Source organism: Streptomyces sp. NPDC025638 (assembly GCF_055558775.1).
On sequence record NZ_JBVHLX010000029.1, the window covers coordinates 54,830 to 70,377 of the forward strand.

The 15,548-nt window shown below is 68.7% G+C and carries 18 protein-coding genes; 12 read left to right on the forward strand and 6 right to left on the reverse strand.

All coding sequences use genetic code 11. The annotated features are described in order from the left end of the window. Positions 1–24: 24 nt before the first annotated feature. The gene (gene rox, locus ACZ4EG_RS43005; RefSeq protein ID WP_467794513.1) at positions 25–1,452 is read right to left on the reverse strand and encodes a rifampin monooxygenase; all 1,428 of its coding nucleotides are present in this window, start codon (positions 1,450–1,452) and stop codon (positions 25–27) included. A gap of 235 nt (positions 1,453–1,687) precedes the next feature. Beyond that, positions 1,688–2,236 carry a hypothetical protein gene (locus ACZ4EG_RS43010; protein ID WP_467794514.1) on the reverse strand — a complete coding sequence of 183 codons (549 nt, stop codon included), beginning with the start codon at positions 2,234–2,236 and terminating at the stop codon, positions 1,688–1,690. A 243-nt stretch (positions 2,237–2,479) separates the two neighbouring features. Between ACZ4EG_RS43010 and ACZ4EG_RS43015 the strand changes: the two genes are divergently transcribed. The 9 genes from ACZ4EG_RS43015 (at position 2,480) to ACZ4EG_RS43055 (ending at position 11,108) form a co-directional block, all read left to right on the forward strand. Beyond that, complete coding sequence (locus ACZ4EG_RS43015; RefSeq protein WP_467794515.1) at positions 2,480–2,845, forward strand: PH domain-containing protein; 366 nt, start codon at positions 2,480–2,482, stop codon at positions 2,843–2,845. A gap of 298 nt (positions 2,846–3,143) precedes the next feature. Continuing rightward, on the forward strand, positions 3,144–3,824 hold the full coding sequence (locus ACZ4EG_RS43020) for an SMI1/KNR4 family protein (RefSeq protein ID WP_467794516.1): 681 nt from the start codon (positions 3,144–3,146) through the stop codon (positions 3,822–3,824). A gap of 742 nt (positions 3,825–4,566) precedes the next feature. Then, positions 4,567–5,328 (forward strand): DeoR/GlpR family DNA-binding transcription regulator, encoded by a 762-nt coding sequence (locus ACZ4EG_RS43025; RefSeq protein ID WP_363295905.1) that lies wholly within the window; start codon positions 4,567–4,569, stop codon positions 5,326–5,328. A 122-nt stretch (positions 5,329–5,450) separates the two neighbouring features. Further along, positions 5,451–6,818, forward strand: a complete 1,368-nt coding sequence (locus ACZ4EG_RS43030; protein WP_467794517.1) for an ABC transporter substrate-binding protein — start codon at positions 5,451–5,453, stop codon at positions 6,816–6,818. A gap of 94 nt (positions 6,819–6,912) precedes the next feature. Beyond that, entirely contained in the window at positions 6,913–7,866 is a 954-nt protein-coding gene (locus ACZ4EG_RS43035) for a carbohydrate ABC transporter permease (RefSeq protein ID WP_453557676.1), read from the forward strand. Then, the gene (locus ACZ4EG_RS43040) at positions 7,863–8,738 is read left to right on the forward strand and encodes a carbohydrate ABC transporter permease (protein WP_467794518.1); all 876 of its coding nucleotides are present in this window, start codon (positions 7,863–7,865) and stop codon (positions 8,736–8,738) included. Before ACZ4EG_RS43035 ends, ACZ4EG_RS43040 begins: the two co-directional genes overlap by 4 nt. Further along, positions 8,735–9,736, forward strand: coding sequence for a zinc-dependent alcohol dehydrogenase family protein (locus tag ACZ4EG_RS43045; RefSeq protein WP_467794519.1), 1,002 nt, complete (start codon positions 8,735–8,737; stop codon positions 9,734–9,736). Before ACZ4EG_RS43040 ends, ACZ4EG_RS43045 begins: the two co-directional genes overlap by 4 nt. A 148-nt stretch (positions 9,737–9,884) precedes the next feature. Then, entirely contained in the window at positions 9,885–10,247 is a 363-nt protein-coding gene (locus ACZ4EG_RS43050; protein ID WP_467794520.1) for a hypothetical protein, read from the forward strand. A 66-nt stretch (positions 10,248–10,313) separates the two neighbouring features. Continuing rightward, positions 10,314–11,108, forward strand: coding sequence for a thioesterase family protein (locus ACZ4EG_RS43055; RefSeq protein WP_467794527.1), 795 nt, complete (start codon positions 10,314–10,316; stop codon positions 11,106–11,108). 61 nt (positions 11,109–11,169) lie between these two features. Here ACZ4EG_RS43055 and wrbA read toward each other — a convergent pair whose 3' ends face one another. Next, positions 11,170–11,778: an NAD(P)H:quinone oxidoreductase gene (wrbA, locus tag ACZ4EG_RS43060; RefSeq protein WP_467794521.1), complete on the reverse strand. Its 609-nt coding sequence runs from the start codon at positions 11,776–11,778 to the stop codon at positions 11,170–11,172. 141 nt (positions 11,779–11,919) lie between these two features. On the opposite strand from wrbA, the gene sigJ reads away from it, so the two are divergent. Further along, a complete protein-coding gene (sigJ, locus tag ACZ4EG_RS43065) occupies positions 11,920–12,855 on the forward strand; it encodes an RNA polymerase sigma factor SigJ (RefSeq protein ID WP_467794522.1) in 936 nt (311 codons plus the stop codon). A gap of 3 nt (positions 12,856–12,858) precedes the next feature. Here sigJ and ACZ4EG_RS43070 read toward each other — a convergent pair whose 3' ends face one another. After that, a complete protein-coding gene (locus ACZ4EG_RS43070; protein ID WP_467794523.1) occupies positions 12,859–13,449 on the reverse strand; it encodes a sensor histidine kinase in 591 nt (196 codons plus the stop codon). On the opposite strand from ACZ4EG_RS43070, the gene ACZ4EG_RS43075 reads away from it, so the two are divergent. Together ACZ4EG_RS43075 and ACZ4EG_RS43080 are read left to right on the forward strand one after the other, a co-directional pair. Continuing rightward, a complete protein-coding gene (locus ACZ4EG_RS43075; protein WP_467794524.1) occupies positions 13,420–13,716 on the forward strand; it encodes a phosphatase PAP2 family protein in 297 nt (98 codons plus the stop codon). The two genes, ACZ4EG_RS43070 and ACZ4EG_RS43075, sit on opposite strands and share 30 nt — an antisense overlap. Before the next feature lie 89 nt (positions 13,717–13,805). Beyond that, entirely contained in the window at positions 13,806–14,414 is a 609-nt protein-coding gene (locus tag ACZ4EG_RS43080) for a 2'-5' RNA ligase family protein (protein WP_467794525.1), read from the forward strand. 110 nt (positions 14,415–14,524) lie between these two features. Here ACZ4EG_RS43080 and ACZ4EG_RS43085 read toward each other — a convergent pair whose 3' ends face one another. Together ACZ4EG_RS43085 and ACZ4EG_RS43090 are read right to left on the reverse strand one after the other, a co-directional pair. Beyond that, positions 14,525–14,968 carry a MarR family winged helix-turn-helix transcriptional regulator gene (locus ACZ4EG_RS43085; RefSeq protein ID WP_363295916.1) on the reverse strand — a complete coding sequence of 148 codons (444 nt, stop codon included), beginning with the start codon at positions 14,966–14,968 and terminating at the stop codon, positions 14,525–14,527. A gap of 117 nt (positions 14,969–15,085) precedes the next feature. Further along, positions 15,086–15,548: transposase (locus ACZ4EG_RS43090; protein WP_467794526.1), on the reverse strand; the 463-nt coding region annotated here is incomplete at its 5' end.

Here is a 15,548-nt window from a genome sequence, read left to right on the forward strand (position 1 = left end):
CGCCCGTGAGTGAAATGCACGCGCTCAGCGGACGGCGGCGCCGAACCACTTGGGCAGCCGGCGGAGCAGATCCTGCTGATCCTCGCCGACCCACGCCACGTGGCCGTCCGGCCGGAGCAGTACCGCCGGCACGTCCAGGTCCTCGCTGACGTCGACGACGTGGTCGACGCGATCCGCCCAGCCCGCCACCGAGAGCCGCCCGGTCTGGTCCAGCAGCAGTCCGCGGCCGCCGTGCATCAGCGCGTACAGGTGCCCTCGCTTCAGCTCCACGTCCCGCATTCGCCGACCGAGCAGGTCATGGCCCTCGCCGAAGTCGTAGCGGACCCCGATCGCAGTGATCTTCTCGATCAGGTACCGGTTCACCTCCTTGAAGTCCATCAGTTCCGACACCAGTCGGCGCACTGCCCGGGGACCCGGCTCGGGTGACAGCAACTCCATCTGCGCGCGGGTGTTGGCCAGCACGTCGGCGGCCACCGGGTGCCGTTCGGCGTGGTAGCTGTCCAGCAGCCCCTCCGGTGCCCAGCCGCTCACCTCGGCGGCCAGTTTCCAGCCGAGGTTGAACGCGTCCTGGATGCCGAGGTTGAGCCCCTGCCCGCCGGTCGGCGGGTGGATGTGCGCCGCGTCGCCGGCCAGCAGCACCCGGCCGACCCGGTAGCGCTCGGCCAGCCGGGTGGCGTCACCGAAGCGGGACAGCCAGCGCGGTGAGTGCACCCCGAAGTCGGTGCCCGCGAACACCCGCAGCTGTTGCTTGAACTCGTCGAGGGTCGGCGGTACCGAGCGGTCCTCGGCCAGCCCGTCGGCGGGTACGACGACGCGGTACACCCCCTCCCCGAAGGGCCCGAGACCGAACCGCTTGTGAGTCTCGCGGACCTCGGCCACCACGGCGGCGACCTCCTCCGGCGGTACGGCCACCTCCATCTCGCCCAGCAGTGTCTCGACCTTCGTCGGCTCACCGGGGAAGCCGACGCCGAGCAGCTTGCGCACCGTGCTGCGGCCGCCGTCGCAGCCGACGAGGTAGCGCGAGCGCAGCTGCGCGCCGTCGGCCAGCTCGACACTCACCCCGTCCTCGTCCTGGCTCAGCCCGACCAGCTCGCAGCCGCGCCGGATCTCGGCGCCGACAGCGACGGCGTGCTCGGCCAGCAGGCGATCGGTGATCGTCTGCGGGATGCCGAGGACGTAGCCATGCAGGGTGTCCAGCCGTTCGGGCGCGGGCTTGACCATACCGGCGAAGAAGCCGCCGACCCCGTACTGCTTGCCGTGCGCGAGGAACCGCTCCAGCAGACCGCGCTGATCCATCACCTCGATGCTGCGCACGTGCAGGCCCAGCGCCCGGACGTACGGGGCCGGCTCCGCCTCCTTCTCCAGCAGGAGCACCTTCACGCCGTGCAGCCGCAGTTCTCCGGCCAGCATCAAGCCGGTCGGTCCGCCACCGGCAATGATCACGTCGAACATCAAGTCCCCCCTTCAAAAAGGCTCCGCGCCGCGTGCCCGCAAGCGCATCGCGGAGCCCGGATTTCCGCAGGTTCTGGCTTCGGCCGGAGATTGTGCAGCACGACCGGGGCCTTGCCGCAAGGCCCCCTGTGCGCTATACGTTGAGAGTGGCAAGGAGTGGGTGACCTCCTTGCCTTTGCTTTTGCCCTTTGCCGAACACACCTGGGGCTTGTTCCCGGTCGGACCCCCCGTGGGTCTACCCGAGATCCGCTTGCGCTTCCGGTGACGGGTCATCAGGCAGACGCTGGACTGTCCGCCATCGCGGTGCCTCGTCGTCAGGGACGTCCGGGGAGGCGAAGTGGAACGGCACGCCGAGGGAGTGGGCCAAGGCCCGTCCTGCCGTGTCGGCGGCGGCTCCCGGCGGAGGCCCGCCGGCGCGGTGGTGGACGGTCGCCAGGTGGCCTTCCCCGGACGGGTCCTCCAGGACCGCGACCAGGAGCACGAACCAGTCGTGGACGGTGTCGCCGTCCCAGAGAGCCTCGACCGCGGCCACCCGGCCCGGGTGGGCGGCAGCACGGGCTGCGAGTGAGGCGACGTCGAGCGGATCGGGCTGTGTACGCCTCACGCGATCGCCGAGGACCTCGTAGCGCGAGTGGACCACCCGTTCCGCGTCGATCACTCCCAGTCCGAGCGGGCGCAGGGCCTCCCACACGGCCTTGACGGCAACCAGCCGACGGTCGCGCAGCACATGGGCATCGACCGCCTGGCGGGTCTGATCCTCCAGGTAGGACCACCAGCCGCTCACTGGGCCACCGGCGATTCCGTGAAGAGCGTCATGGGTCGAACGTACGCCCCGGCACGAACCAGGCCCGCCTGGCGACCGGCCGAGGGTGCGACCGCGGCCTGCTGCATTGGCAGCACCGACGTCACCGGGTCGGGGGACTGCGCCGTCGGCTGCCGGGCCGGATATCCCGGATAAGTGTGATCATCACCTTAAGGTGACGTGGGGACTCCCGACCGTCACCACGGCTGGCAGGAGGACCAATCGATGAATCTCACTCTGAAGCGCCTGCTCGGCGCTGCTGCGGCGGTGGCCATGGGCGCGACGGCCCTGCTCGGCACCGGTGCCGGCACCGCCAACGCCACCGGCAGGGCGTACTGCGACCGCGCCGAACGGGACATGTGGCACGAGGGGCCCGGCACCGACGTGATCGGCCACAACTGCAGCATCCCGAACAACAAGCGCCGCTGGTACACCATCGAGATCGACACCCTCGTCGAGACCTACTACAAGTCGGAGCATCTGGACGAAGGCGTCGCCCGGACCGAGACCCTGCGCGACAGCACCGTCAGGTGCATGGGCTACACCTCCGACAACGGCAGGGTGCACTGGTTCGGCTGCCCGCCCTCCTGAAGCGGTCTTGAAGTTGACGTGACCTCCAGGTGCGCGCCGGCCGTCGTCGGACCGGCTGTGTTGTCAGTGGCGGGGGATACGGTGCGGTGTGATGGGCCGGACGGAGATCGTGAGGGATTCGCGGCCATGGGGGGTGGGTCGTACAGGCCCCGGCAGCCGGCTCGGGACTGGAGATGTTTTGCCGTTCCCCACCCCCCACCTACTCACACTGGTTCCGACGTGAGGTTCCAGGCCCGGCGAGCGTAGCCTCCTCGGCATGCTGGATGGTCATGACGTGTCGGTGGTACTGGGAGGCGGGGTGACTGGTCGCTCGGAGGCCTGGGACTTCGTGCGCTGGTTCGCTCGTGAGTGGATCGGCTGCCCTCTGCAGTCCGAAGACGGCTGCTCTGTGGACGAGTTGAGAGCCGCGGAGAGCGACCTCGGCATCGAACTCCCCGCTGCCTTGTGGGAGGGATACGCACTTCTGGGTCGCCGAGACGCCCTGACCCGACAGCAGGACCCCTTGGTACCCCCGGCCGGGCTCTGTGTCGACGACGCCCTGGGAGGCGTCCTGGTCTTCCGCCGCGAGAACCAGGATTGCGCGTCGTGGGCGATTCCCCTCGCTCAGATCGAGCAGGACGACCCTCCGGTGGTGGTGGAATCACACCAGGGCTGGATGCCCTTCCTCGACCGGATGTCCCTGGCGTGGGTCGAGATGGTGCTGAGCGAGTCGCTCTTCGGAGACGACACCCTGTACGACGCCTGCGAGCTACCAGACGCGCTGGTGCCGCGCCTCCACGGTCGCTACGCCCGGGTCGAACTGCCTGACTATGTGATGTGGGCGAGCGAGGAGGACTCACCCGTACGCTGGTATGCGGCCCCTGGCCGATTGCTGCGCCGGGACGGCCTGCAGGACCAGTGCTGGATCCACGCACGCGGATGCGCGGTTGCCGACCTTGAGCTCATCCGTGCAGACCTCCCCGGTTCTTGGGTTCGCTGACCCCTTGCCTGCCGCTGCCGGCGGACGTCGGCAGTCTGCTGGGTGAGAACCGGAGCCTCGGTAGCATCACCAACAGGGACGTCACGCAATCGCTGACGCGGACAGATTTCAAGAGCGAAATCGAGGAAGCGGCCGGCAAGTTCCGCGAAGAACCCACGGTCTGCCATGGCCACGCTCGAAGCCGAACTCCCCGAGATGCAGCTCCGTAGCAGGGCGGAGGACGACGTGCCGCAGTTGGCGGAGACGATGCGAGCGCTGCCCTGACAGGGCGCTCCGCGTGGAGCTGCCTGACCACGGCCGGGTCGGCGGCCCGGAACTGACCGAACGGTCGATCACCATCGGCTTCGACCAGCCGCGCCGTATTCCCGCGGTGATCCATCCTGCCGACGGAGCAGAGCGGGCCGCCACCACCGCGGCAGCCCTGAAGACCGGCCGCTTCCCCCGCATCGTGATCGATACCGCCGTCGCCGACTGCCGCCTCGGACGACCCGGACGAGCGTCGCCGGCTCGTGGCTGTCGTGGATTCGGGCACCGCTGCCACCCGATTCGGTTGGCAGGAGACGGTGATCATGCCATTTGCACTGCGATGACCTGCAGGAATCCCGTCCCACGCCCACACCCAATCGGGCAATATCCATGAAGGAACGGGCGTCTCACCTGGTGAAGTACGGCGATATAAATCCATGGCCGAAACAGACGGGCAATGTTCGCCCGAACGGGAACACCAGGGAGGTGCTTGCGCGTGAAAGCCGAAGAGCGACAGCATCGGATCCTGGCTCTCGCCCGCCGCAGCGGAAGAGTGGAGGTGTCCGCCCTGGCCGCCGATTTCCGGGTGGCGCCGGAGACGATCCGCAGGGATCTGAACGAACTCGCGCGAGGTGGTCTGGTCCGCAGGAGTCACGGTGGTGCCTACCCGGTGGAAAGCGCCGGGTTCGAGACCTCGCTGGCCCAGCGTGAGACTCACCATGTGGAGGACAAGCGCCGTATCGCCGCCGCTGCCGTGCACCTGTTCGGCGAGGCGGAGACGGTGTTCATCGACGAGGGCTACACCCACCGCCTCATCGCCGACCTGCTGCCCTCCGACCGGAATCTGACCGTGGTCACCGCCTCCCTGCCCACCGCCGCTGCGGTGGCGGAAGCCTCCCAGGCCACGGTGTTGCTGCTCGGCGGCAAGGTCCGCGGCCGCACTCTGGCCACCGTCGGATCCTGGACCAACCAGATGCTGTCCAGCTTCGTCATCGACCTGGCGATCCTGGGAGCCAACGGCATTTCCCGCGATGCCGGCCTCACCACACCCGACCCGGTGGTGGCCGACGTCAAAGCCCAAGCGATCCGCAGTTCCCATCGCCGGATACTCGTCGGAATCCACACGAAATTCGGAGCGCAGAGCTTCTGCCGATTCGCCAAGATCGGCGACTTCGAAACCATCATCACCGACACCGGCCTGCCGGTTGCCGAAGCTCATCGCTACTCCTTGCACGGACCCAACGTCATCCGGGTCTGAGTTCCTTCCCGAGCCGCCAAGCCCGAGGTCCTTCCCTCGCCGGCTCTTTCAAGCACGCCGTCATTCCTCGGCGTAAGACCCCGTTCCCAGCTCGTTGTTCTCCCCCCAAGAAAGGTGCTCCCATGCACTACAGACCCACCAGGGCCAGACTGACGACGGCGGCCCTGACCGGCCTCACCTGTACCGCCCTGCTCGCCGGCTGCGCCGGTGCGGGAGGCAGTGGCGGGGGCGACGGTGACAAGACCGTGAACGTGCTCATGGTCAACAACCCTCAGATGCTCGACCTCCAGAAGCTGACCAAGGATCAGTTCACCAAGAAGACCGGCATCAAGGTCAACTTCACCGTCCTGCCGGAGAACGAGGTGCGGGACAAGATCACGCAGGATGTCGCAACGCAGGCGGGCGGCTATGACGTGGTCACGGTCGGCGCCTATGAGGTCCCGCTGTGGGCCAAGAACGGCTGGCTGTCTCCACTGGACAACACGGTCGGCAAGGACCCTTCCTTCAAGCAGGACGATGTCTTCCCGTCCATGACGGACGGGCTGCGCGGCGCGGACGGCAAGCTCTACGCCGAGCCCTTCTACGGCGAGTCCTCCTTCCTGATGTATCGCAAGGACATCTTCGACGCCAAGCACCTGACCATGCCGGACCGTCCGACCTGGAAGCAGGTCGCCGACCTGGCCGCCAAGGCGGACGGCGCCGAGAAGGGCATGAAGGGCATTTGCCTGCGGGGCAAGCCGGGTTGGGGTGAGCTCGGAGCCGCCCTGACCACCGTGGTCAACACCGAGGGCGGCACCTGGTTCACCAAGGACTGGAAGGCCCAGGTCAACGGCGAAGGCTTCACCAAGGCGACCGAGGACTACGTCGATCTCGTCCGCAAGCACGGCGAGGCCGGCGCCCCACAGGCCGGATTCGCCGAGTGCCTCAACAACTTCACGCAGTCCAAGACCGCCATGTGGATGGACGCCACATCGGCAGCGGGACTGCTGGAGGACCCCAGTTCCCCCGTCGCCGGCAAGGTCGGCTACGCGCAGGCGCCGGTGACCGACACCAAGGCCTCCGGATGGCTGTGGACCTGGGCCCTTGCCCAGCCGAAGGCGGGCAAGCACCAGGATGCCGGCGCCCAGTTCGTCCAGTGGGCCGCGAGCCAGGACTACGAGAAGCTCGTCGGTGAGAAGCTCGGCTGGTCCCGGGTACCGGCCGGCAAGCGGAAGTCGACCTACGACAACCCGAACTACCAGAAGGCCGCGGCGCCCTTCTACCAGGCCACGTTGACCGCCATCAGCGAGGCCGACCCGAAGAACCCCGGAACACAGCCTCGCCCCACGGTCGGCGTGCAGTACGTGACCATTCCCGAGTTCCAGGACCTGGGCACCAAGGTCACCCAGGAAGTGTCCGCCGCGATCGCCGGACGCCAGTCGGTCAAGCAGGCCCTCGACAAGGGACAGAAGCTGGCCGAGCAGGTCGCCTCCAAGTACCGGAACAACTGACCGCAATCCCCATGCCCCTTGTGCGGCCCCCTTCCCCTCGCACAGGGGCAAGGGGGCCCCACGGAGCGGAGAGACACAAGTGAGTAGTGCCCTGATGCAGAAAGCAAGACGTCCCGCCGGGCCACATGCGGCCGCGGTATCTCGGCAACGGTCGGGCCGCGCAAGGGCATGGGCCAGGCGCGCCCCGATGATGCCGGCGCTGGTGTACATGGTGATCGTCACCCAGCTGCCGTTCGCCGCCACATTGGTGATCTCCTTCATGAACTGGGACGCGCTGCGGCCCGAGGAGCGCGGCTGGGCCGGGTTCGCCAACTACAAACTGGTGTTCAACGACCCGGACATGCGCGCCTCGGTGATCACTACGGTGTGGCTCACCGCCGGTGTGGTGCTGCTGAGCCTGCTGCTCGGACTGGGTGTGGCGCTCCTGCTCGACCACAAGTTCCGCGGGCGCGGAGCGGTACGGACCATGATGATCGCCCCGTTCCTCGTCGTGCCCGTCGCGGCCGCACTGCTGTGGAAGCATGCGCTCTACAACCCCGAGTACGGCCTCCTCAACGGCGCCCTGACCTGGATCTGGTCGCTGTTCGGCTCGGACAACCCGCCACAGCCCGACTGGATCAGCTCCTCACCCCTGGCCGCCGTTGCCGTCTCCCTGATCTGGCAATGGACGCCCTTCATGATGCTGATCCTGCTCGCCGGACTGCAGAGCCGCCCACTGGAGATCATCGAGGCCGCCCGGGTGGACGGCGCCAACGCCTTCCAGATATTCCGCCATCTGACCCTGCCGCACCTGCGCCGATACATGGAGCTGGCGGCACTGCTCGGGTCCATCTACATCGTGCAGAACTTCGACGCGGTCTTCACCATCACCTCGGGCGGGCTCGGTACCGCGAACCTTCCCTACACCATCTACCAGACCTTCTATCAGGCACATGACTACGGTCGTGCCTCCGCAGCCGGCGTCATCGTCGTGCTGGGCACCATCGTGGTGGCCACCTTCGCACTGCGCACGGTGTCGACGCTCCTGCGGGAGGAGAAGACCTCATGAGCACCACCCTTGCCCGGCCCCGGCCCCGCCGGCAGCGCGACCCCTTCGTCAGGCACCACACCAAGGCCGTCATCGGACTGGCCGGCTGGACCGTAGGCCTGCTCTTCTTCGCGCCGTTCGCCTGGATGGTCCTGACCTCCTTCCACAGTGAGACGGATGCCGCCACCAATCCGCCCTCCCTCGCCGCGCACCTGACCCTGCACGGGTATCGCGAGTTCTTCGGCGCCTCGACAGGGGCCAGCCCCTGGCCCGCTCTGATCAACTCCGCGACCGCAAGCGTGTTTTCGACCCTGCTCGTCCTCGCGCTGTCCATCCCCGCGGCCTACGCACTGTCGATCAAACCGGTGCGCAAGTGGTCCGACGTGATGTTCTTCTTCCTGTCCACCAAGATGCTTCCCGCAGTCGCCGGCCTGCTCCCGATCTACCTGGCCGCCCAGAACCTCGGGCTGCTGGACAACATCTGGCTCCTGGTCATCCTCTACACGACCATGAACCTGCCGATCGCCGTGTGGATGATGCGGTCCTTCCTCGCGGAGATCCCCGTGGCGATCCTGGAGGCCGCCGCGATCGACGGCGCCGGCCTGCCGACCGTCTTCCGCAGGATCATCATCCCGATGGCGGCGCCCGGTATCGCCGCCACCTCACTGATCTGCTTCATCTTCAGCTGGAACGAGATGCTGTTCGCCCAGGTGCTCACCGGGGTCCAGGCTTCGACCGGGCCGGTCTTCCTGACCAGCTTCGTCACCAGCCAAGGTCTGTTCCTGGCCAAGGTCTGTGCCGCGGCCGTCGCTGTGTCCATCCCGGTTCTCATCGCCGGATTCGCCGCTCAGGACCGCCTGGTCCAGGGTCTGACCATGGGAGCCGTCAAATGAAGGCCGCACTCATCACCGAGCAGGGGACCATCGAGATGGTCACCGTGGATGATCCCACGCCCGGCCCCCGAGAGGTCGTCGTGACCGTGGCGGCCTGCGGCCTGTGCGGCACGGACCTGCACATCCTGCAAGGCGAATTCGCCCCTGAGCTGCCCATCATCCCCGGCCACGAGTTCGCCGGTGAGGTGGTCGCCGTCGGCCGCGACGTCACCGAACTGGCCGTGGGTGCCCGCGTCGCCGTCGACCCCTCACTGAGCTGCAACGAGTGCTACTACTGCCGCCTCGGCAGGAACAACCTGTGTGAGCGCTGGGCGGCCATCGGCGTCACGACCGCAGGCGGTGCGGCGGAATACGCCGTAGCACCGGTCGCCAACTGCGTCGTCCTGCCCGACCACGTATCCACCCACGACGCCGCCCTGATCGAACCGCTGGCCTGCGCGATACGCGGGTACGACGTCCTGCGCAGCAATCTCGCCAATCACGTGCTCATCTACGGCTCGGGCACGATGGGCCTGATGATGCTGGAGCTGGCCAAGCGCACCGGCGCGGCCAGTGTCGACGTCATCGACATCAACCCCGCACGCCTGGAAACGGCGCGGACGCTGGGCTGCGGCAACGCCGTGACATCCGCGGACGAGATCGACATGCCCCGTGGCTGGGATCTCGTCATCGACGCCACGGGGAACGAGAAGGCGATCCAGGACGCCCTGGGCCGGGTGGGCAAGGGCGGCACCTATCTGCAGTTCGGCGTCTCCGACTACGCCGCCCGGGCGACGATCGAGCCCTACCGGATCTACAACCAGGAGATCACCATCACCGGTTCGATGGCGGTTCTGCACAGCTTCGAACGCGCCGCAGAGCTTTTCGCCGCAGGCGTGCTGGACCCGGAGATCTTCATCAGCGACCGCCTGCCGCTCGCCTCCTACAGCGAAGCACTCAAGCGATTCCAGGCAGGCGAGGGCCGCAAGATACAAGTGCAGCCGGGCCTGGGCGCCTGATCACCCCGGTAAGGCAGAACACAAGAGGCCGCCACGCCCACTCGCTCAACCGGGCAGTGGCGGCATTCGCCCACCCACCCGCGGCAGGCGCGCGCTGGGCCAGAGGAGGCCGAGATCGCCGAGTTCCTTGTGCAGGTCCGCGCGGGGATTGTCGGCACGGCCCGCTCCTCGACCGGGCCGTGGCCGAACTCACTGCCGCGGCCGCGGCCCCGCGCCCGTACCCGCGACCGACTACAACCAGGGCGACTTCCACGGCCGCACCGCCGACATTCTGCTCGCCCTCTCGCCTTCCCCCACCTCGCGCGCCGCGGTCGCCGACTGCCTGCCGTCCGTCAACCCGTGGCAGAGGGCGTTCCAGGCGAAGGCGGTCCTGCCGGACCTGTTCCCCGGCCCCCTGCCCGATCCCCGCCCTGTGTACGCCGGCCTTCCCCGCCCCCAGCAGCACATCGGGCTCCCCGCGGCAGGCTGCGGATCTGCGGCGTCCCCATGGGCGCCGATCGACAAGGAGTAGGGTGAGCAAGCGCTTAGTAAGATGGTCGGCAGGTAGTCCATGTGGCAGGGAGGGACAGTCATGTCGATGTCGCAAGTCGAGGCCTTCTACGAGCGGGAGGCCGACGACCGGTTCCTTCCCACCGCCTATACCCGGGGCCCCTGGGACGCCGACTCCCAGCACGCCGGGCCGCCGGCCGCCTTGCTCGCCCTGGCCGTCGAGGAACGCCCGGGCGGACGGCCCGACATGCGGGTCGCCCGGCTCACGTACGAGATCATGCGCCCGGTTCCGATACGGCTGCTGACCGTGGCCACGCGCGTGCTGCGTGCCGGGCGCAGTGTCGAGCTCGTGGAGGTGGCTCTGACACCCGACGGCGGCCAGGAGGTGATGCGGGCGACGGCGTTGCTGATGAAGACAGCGCCGGACTCGGTACCGCAGGTGTCGCCGGCCCGGCAGGTGCCCGGGCCCGGGACCGTACCGGCAAAGGCGTTCTTCCCGGTCCCCTGGGACCAGGGCTACCACACGGCCATGGAAATACGTTTCGCGGGCGGCTCGTTCCTGGAGCCCGGACCGGCCACGGCGTGGATGCGGATGCGGGTTCCCCTGGTCGCCGGAGAGGAGATCACACCGCTCAGCAGGGTGCTGACGGCCGCCGACTCGGGCAACGGTGTCAGTGCCGCGCTCGACTTCCACCGCTACGTGTTCATCAACGCCGACCTCAGCGTCAATCTGCACCGCCATCCCGAGGGCGAATGGGTCTGCCTGGACGCCCGGACGATGGTGGACGGCGCGGGCATCGGCCTCGCCGAGTCCGCCCTGCACGACGAGAAGGGCCCGCTCGGCCGCAGTACCCAGAGCCTGTACGTGGCCGCGCGCACCTGAGCCGAGCAGGCTCTCATCGATGTGTCCGTCAGGGCCTAACCCCGCATGCGCCCATGGGGGATCAGGCGGCGCGGCCGGCCTTGAGTGCGGCCGTCGTGTCGACGACGCGGCGAGCCTGGTAGCGGGCCGCCTGCAGGGCCACTTCACCGGGCGGGCCGTCGCCGGCCACGTGGGAAGTGCCGTACGGGTTGCCCGACTGGAACTGGACGGGGTCGGTGTAGCCAGGAGGAACGATGATGCCGCCCCAGTGGTAGAACGTGTTCGCCAGCGCCAGGAGGGTCGATTCCTGGCCGCCGTGGGCCGTGTTGGACGCGGTGAAGGCCGAGTACACCTTGTCCGCGAGCTTGCCCTGGAACCACAGGGGGCCGGTGGCGTCGATGAAGGCCCTGAGCTGGCCGGCCGGGTTGCCGAAGCGGGTGGGGGCACCGAACAGCACCGCGTCGGCCCACTCCAGGTCGTCGTGGCGGGCCTCGGCGACATCGGCGGTGACCTGCAGATGTCTGGCCCACTCCGGCCTCGCGCCGATCGCATCCGGTGGGGCCGTTTCGGCAACCTTGCGCAGTCGCACGGTGGCGCCGGCCTTCTCCGCGCCCTCGACAGCGGCTTGGGCCAGGGTATGTACGGTGCCGGTGGAGCTGTAGTAGATGATCGCGAGGTTCACGGGTTCCATGCTCGGTTTCCCTTCTGTGCGGGTCCGATCGGTACGACGACACAGCTCCGCGAGATGTGTGGTGACGTGCCGGCCTCACATTTCGGTGCGACGGATCGTCGTACGGAGTGAGGTGGAGCATCCGAGGGAGTCGGTGACACGATGAGCAACCCGTCCGAGCCGGGACACGGCCGGCCCGAACCGGGGCTGAGCGCGATCATGAGTGAGCGGCGTCGGCTGACCAATCTCGCGTACCGGCTGCTGGGATCCCTGGCCGATGCCGAGGATGTCGTACAGGAGACGTACGCCCGCTGGTACGCCATGTCCCCGCAGCGCCAGGCAGCCATCGACTCACCCGGAGCCTGGCTGACGACCGTCGCCAGCCGTATCTGCCTCGACCTGCTCGGCTCGGCGCGGGCCAGGCGCGAGCGTTACGTGGGCGAATGGATCCCGGAGCCGCTGCCCGACCGCACGGAGTGGATCAGCGGGCGGCCGGGAGCCGGCACCGTCGACCCGGCCGACCGGGTCACCCTCGACGAGTCGGTCAGCATGGCCTTCCTCGTCGTACTCGACGCGATGACTCCGGCCGAGCGCGTCGCGTTCATCCTGCACGACGTCTTCCGGTACCCCTTCGCCGAGGTGGCCGAGATCGTCGGCCGGACCCCGGTCGCCTGCCGCCAGTTGGCCTCTTCGGCGCGTCGGCGAGTCCGAGCTCCACAGCCTGACGCGGCTTCGGCGGCCCAGCGCGCCGAGATCGTCAGAGCCTTCAAGCAGGCATGGGAGGCCAAGGACATCGACGCCCTCATCGGCCTGCTGGACCCTGATGTCACGGCGACCGGCGACGGTGGCGGACTCGCCACTGCCGCGCCGCACCCGATCGAGGGCGCCGGGCAGGTCGCACGCTTCTTCGTCGACCGGTCCGTTGCGGCGGCCGGCGTAACGCTCGTCGAGCGTACGGTCAACGGTCAGCCGGGTCTGGTGGCTCAACGGGACGGCGTCACCGTATCGGTGATGGCGTTCGACGTCACCGGCAACCGGATCCATCACATCTGGGCAGTGCTCAACCCCGACAAGCTCCGTTCCTGGACGACTGGCTGAACGTCAGCAGGACAGGTCGAGCGTGACCGCGGTCCCGTGCCCGGTGTTCTCGGCGTACGCGGTGCCGCCGTGGGCGGTGGCGACCGCGTGCACGAAGGCGAGTCCGAGGCCTGAGCCCTCGCTCGTGCGGCTCGCTTCGGCGCGGGCGAAGCGGTCGAAGGCCCGGGGCAGGAATTCCGTCGGGAAGCCGGGTCCGGTGTCCGTGATGCGCAGCCGCAGCCTGCTCTCGTGGACGGCGGCCGCGAGGTGGACGTTGCCGTGGCCGTGGCGCAGGGCGTTGTCGACGAGGTTGCCGATGGCGGGCCTCAGCCATCGGGCATCGACGTCGACGGTCGTGTCGGCTGCCTCGACGGTCAGGTCGCGCCCGGCCCGTTCGGCGGTGCGCAGATGCGGGGCGACCGCGGCGTCGACGAGATCGGTGAGTCGTACGGCGGTTCGGGTGACGTGGTCGGTGCTGCCGAGTTCCTCCAGGCCGAGGAGCGCGTTGGAGAGGTCGATCAAGTGCTGGACCTCGGTGTCCACGGAACGCAGGGTCTCGGTGAGTTCGCCGGCGGAGCGCGGGCGGTGCAGGGCGACGTCGAGTTCGGCGCGCATCACGATGAGCGGGGTGCGCAGTTCGTGGCTGGCGTCCGCGACAAGGGCCCCTACTCCTACCCCTCCCGCCACGCGGCCCGCGCCGCCACCGCGGTCACGATCCTCAGCGCACTCTCCGCCCACCGCGCCGAGGACTACCAGTGGATGCAGGACGAGGTCATCTACTCCCGCCTCTACATGGCCGGTCACGTCCAGAGCGACCTCACTGCCGGCACTTTCCTCGGTGACCTGATCGGCGACTACGAAGTTTCGGTCAACGGGAACTGACTCCGCGTCCGGCAGACGGGATCGGCAGGGCCATGATGGCTTCGGCACGGCCGAGATGGTTTCCGGGCCGACTTTGGGAACATGGCCCGGTGGACGGGAATTCGGTGTTCGGCGGGGCCGGGGCTGGGCCCGTGGACGTGCTCAAGGTGGCACCGACGGGCCGGACGGCCGTGGCGTGGCTGCCGCCGCGGGAGCTCTGGCCGGTGATTCAGGACATCCGCTGGGAACACGATCCACAGGTACGGCGGTGGCCGCCGCATGTGAATCTGCTGTTCGGCTTCGTGCCGGAGGAGGAGTTCGAGCGAGCCGTCCCGCTCCTGGCCGCCGGGGCGGCGCAGAGCGCGGCGTTCACGGCGCGTCTGGCCGGGGTGCGGTACTTCCGGCACCGACACGATGCGACGGTATGGCTCGACCCGGCCGCGGCGGGCCCGGCGCCGTGGGCCCGTCTCCAGCGTGAGCTGCAGCTGCGGTTCCCGCTCTGCCAAGGGCGCGGAGGCCGCTTCACCCCGCATCTGTCCCTCGGCCGCACCCAGGACCCCAAGCGTCTGGCCGCCGAGTGCGCCGTGCGGCTCGGCACGCTGTCGGCGGCGGTCGAGGAGGTGGTCCTGCTCTCCCGGCGCGGCGAGGGGCCCATGCGGCCCCGGGCCGTGATCACACTCGGCACGGGCGAGGTCCGCCGACCGCAGGAAGGCGGTTGAGCGATCGGCGCCGATCGCTCAACCGCCGCTTTGCACGTCCCGAAGGGCAGCGGCTCCCTCCCGTCGCGCAGGACGCCCGCATACGTGCCTACGTGTGCCCGCGTACGTGCCTACGTGAAGGGGCCCTCGACCGTGAACCGGCGCAGATGGCGGGCGAACGTCTCGGCCTCACCCGGCGGCCATGACGACAGGCCGGCCATGATGTGGGCGGCCAGTCGCTCACGCAGCTCCGCCACCGTCGACCGGCCCCGCTCGGTGAGAACGAGCAGGTGCGCACGCCGGTCATGGGGGTCGGCCTCACGACGGACGAGTCCGGCGGCCTCCAGTCGGGATGCGCGCCGGGTGACACCGGAGCGGTCGACTCCGGCGTCGGGAGCCAGGTCGGCCGCGCTGCGGGGTCCGGTGCGGGCCAGTGCGCTGAGCACCGGGTACGTCAGTTCGTCCACCGCCTCGCCCATGCCCTCGGTGAGTTTGCTGTGCAGCTGTGTGCGCGTGGTGCGCCTGAGCAGGATGCCCAGCGCGTCCGCGATCTCGTGTCCTACCTCGTTCTCCACACCACAAGAATAGCGTGCGCCGCGCACGCATTGGGTGCTATGGTCGAGGAGATGCGTGCGTGGCGCACGCTTCACTCTCTCTATGTTCCTGCCCTGAAAGGAATCTCAATGACCGAGTCAAGCCGCCTGCGTGACCGGTGGGGCGGAGGTGAACAGCTTCTTGTCACGCAGCATCGCCCACAGGACATCGACCCGGCGTCGGGCCAGTGCGAGCAGGGCCTGGGTGTGCAGCAGTCCCTCCGACCGCTTCTTGAGGTAGTAGTCCCGGGAGGCACTGGGCCGCATCATCGCGGTCTGCGCGGCCATGTAGAAGATGTGCCGCAGGCGCCGGTTGTAGCGCTTTGGCCGGTGGTGGTTGCCGGTTCGCCGGCCGGAGTCGCGGGCGACCGGAGCCAGGCCCGCGTGGGAGGCGAGGCGTCCGGCGTCGCGGTAGCCGGACAGGTCACCAACGATGGCGATGAACTCGGCGCCCAGGATGGGGCCCATGCCCGGCATGGACTCGATGATCTCGGCGCGGTCGTCAGTGCGGAAGGTCTCGCGGATCTCCCGGTCGTTGTCCTTGATCCGCTCGTCCAGAGCC

Bases quoted from the DNA above. Each gene is read 5' to 3' on its own strand.
- ACZ4EG_RS43030 (WP_467794517.1), top strand. From the start codon at position 5,451: ATGCACTACAGACCCACCAGGGCCAGACTGACGACGGCGGCCCTGACC.
- sigJ (WP_467794522.1), top strand. From the start codon at position 11,920: ATGAGCAACCCGTCCGAGCCGGGACACGGCCGGCCCGAACCGGGGCTG.
- ACZ4EG_RS43035 (WP_453557676.1), top strand. From the start codon at position 6,913: ATGCAGAAAGCAAGACGTCCCGCCGGGCCACATGCGGCCGCGGTATCT.
- ACZ4EG_RS43070 (WP_467794523.1), bottom strand. From the start codon at position 13,449: ATGCGCGCCGAACTCGACGTCGCCCTGCACCGCCCGCGCTCCGCCGGC.
- ACZ4EG_RS43015 (WP_467794515.1), top strand. From the start codon at position 2,480: ATGAATCTCACTCTGAAGCGCCTGCTCGGCGCTGCTGCGGCGGTGGCC.
- ACZ4EG_RS43040 (WP_467794518.1), top strand. From the start codon at position 7,863: ATGAGCACCACCCTTGCCCGGCCCCGGCCCCGCCGGCAGCGCGACCCC.
- ACZ4EG_RS43055 (WP_467794527.1), top strand. From the start codon at position 10,314: ATGTCGCAAGTCGAGGCCTTCTACGAGCGGGAGGCCGACGACCGGTTC.
- ACZ4EG_RS43045 (WP_467794519.1), top strand. From the start codon at position 8,735: ATGAAGGCCGCACTCATCACCGAGCAGGGGACCATCGAGATGGTCACC.
- rox (WP_467794513.1), bottom strand. From the start codon at position 1,452: ATGTTCGACGTGATCATTGCCGGTGGCGGACCGACCGGCTTGATGCTG.
- wrbA (WP_467794521.1), bottom strand. From the start codon at position 11,778: ATGGAACCCGTGAACCTCGCGATCATCTACTACAGCTCCACCGGCACC.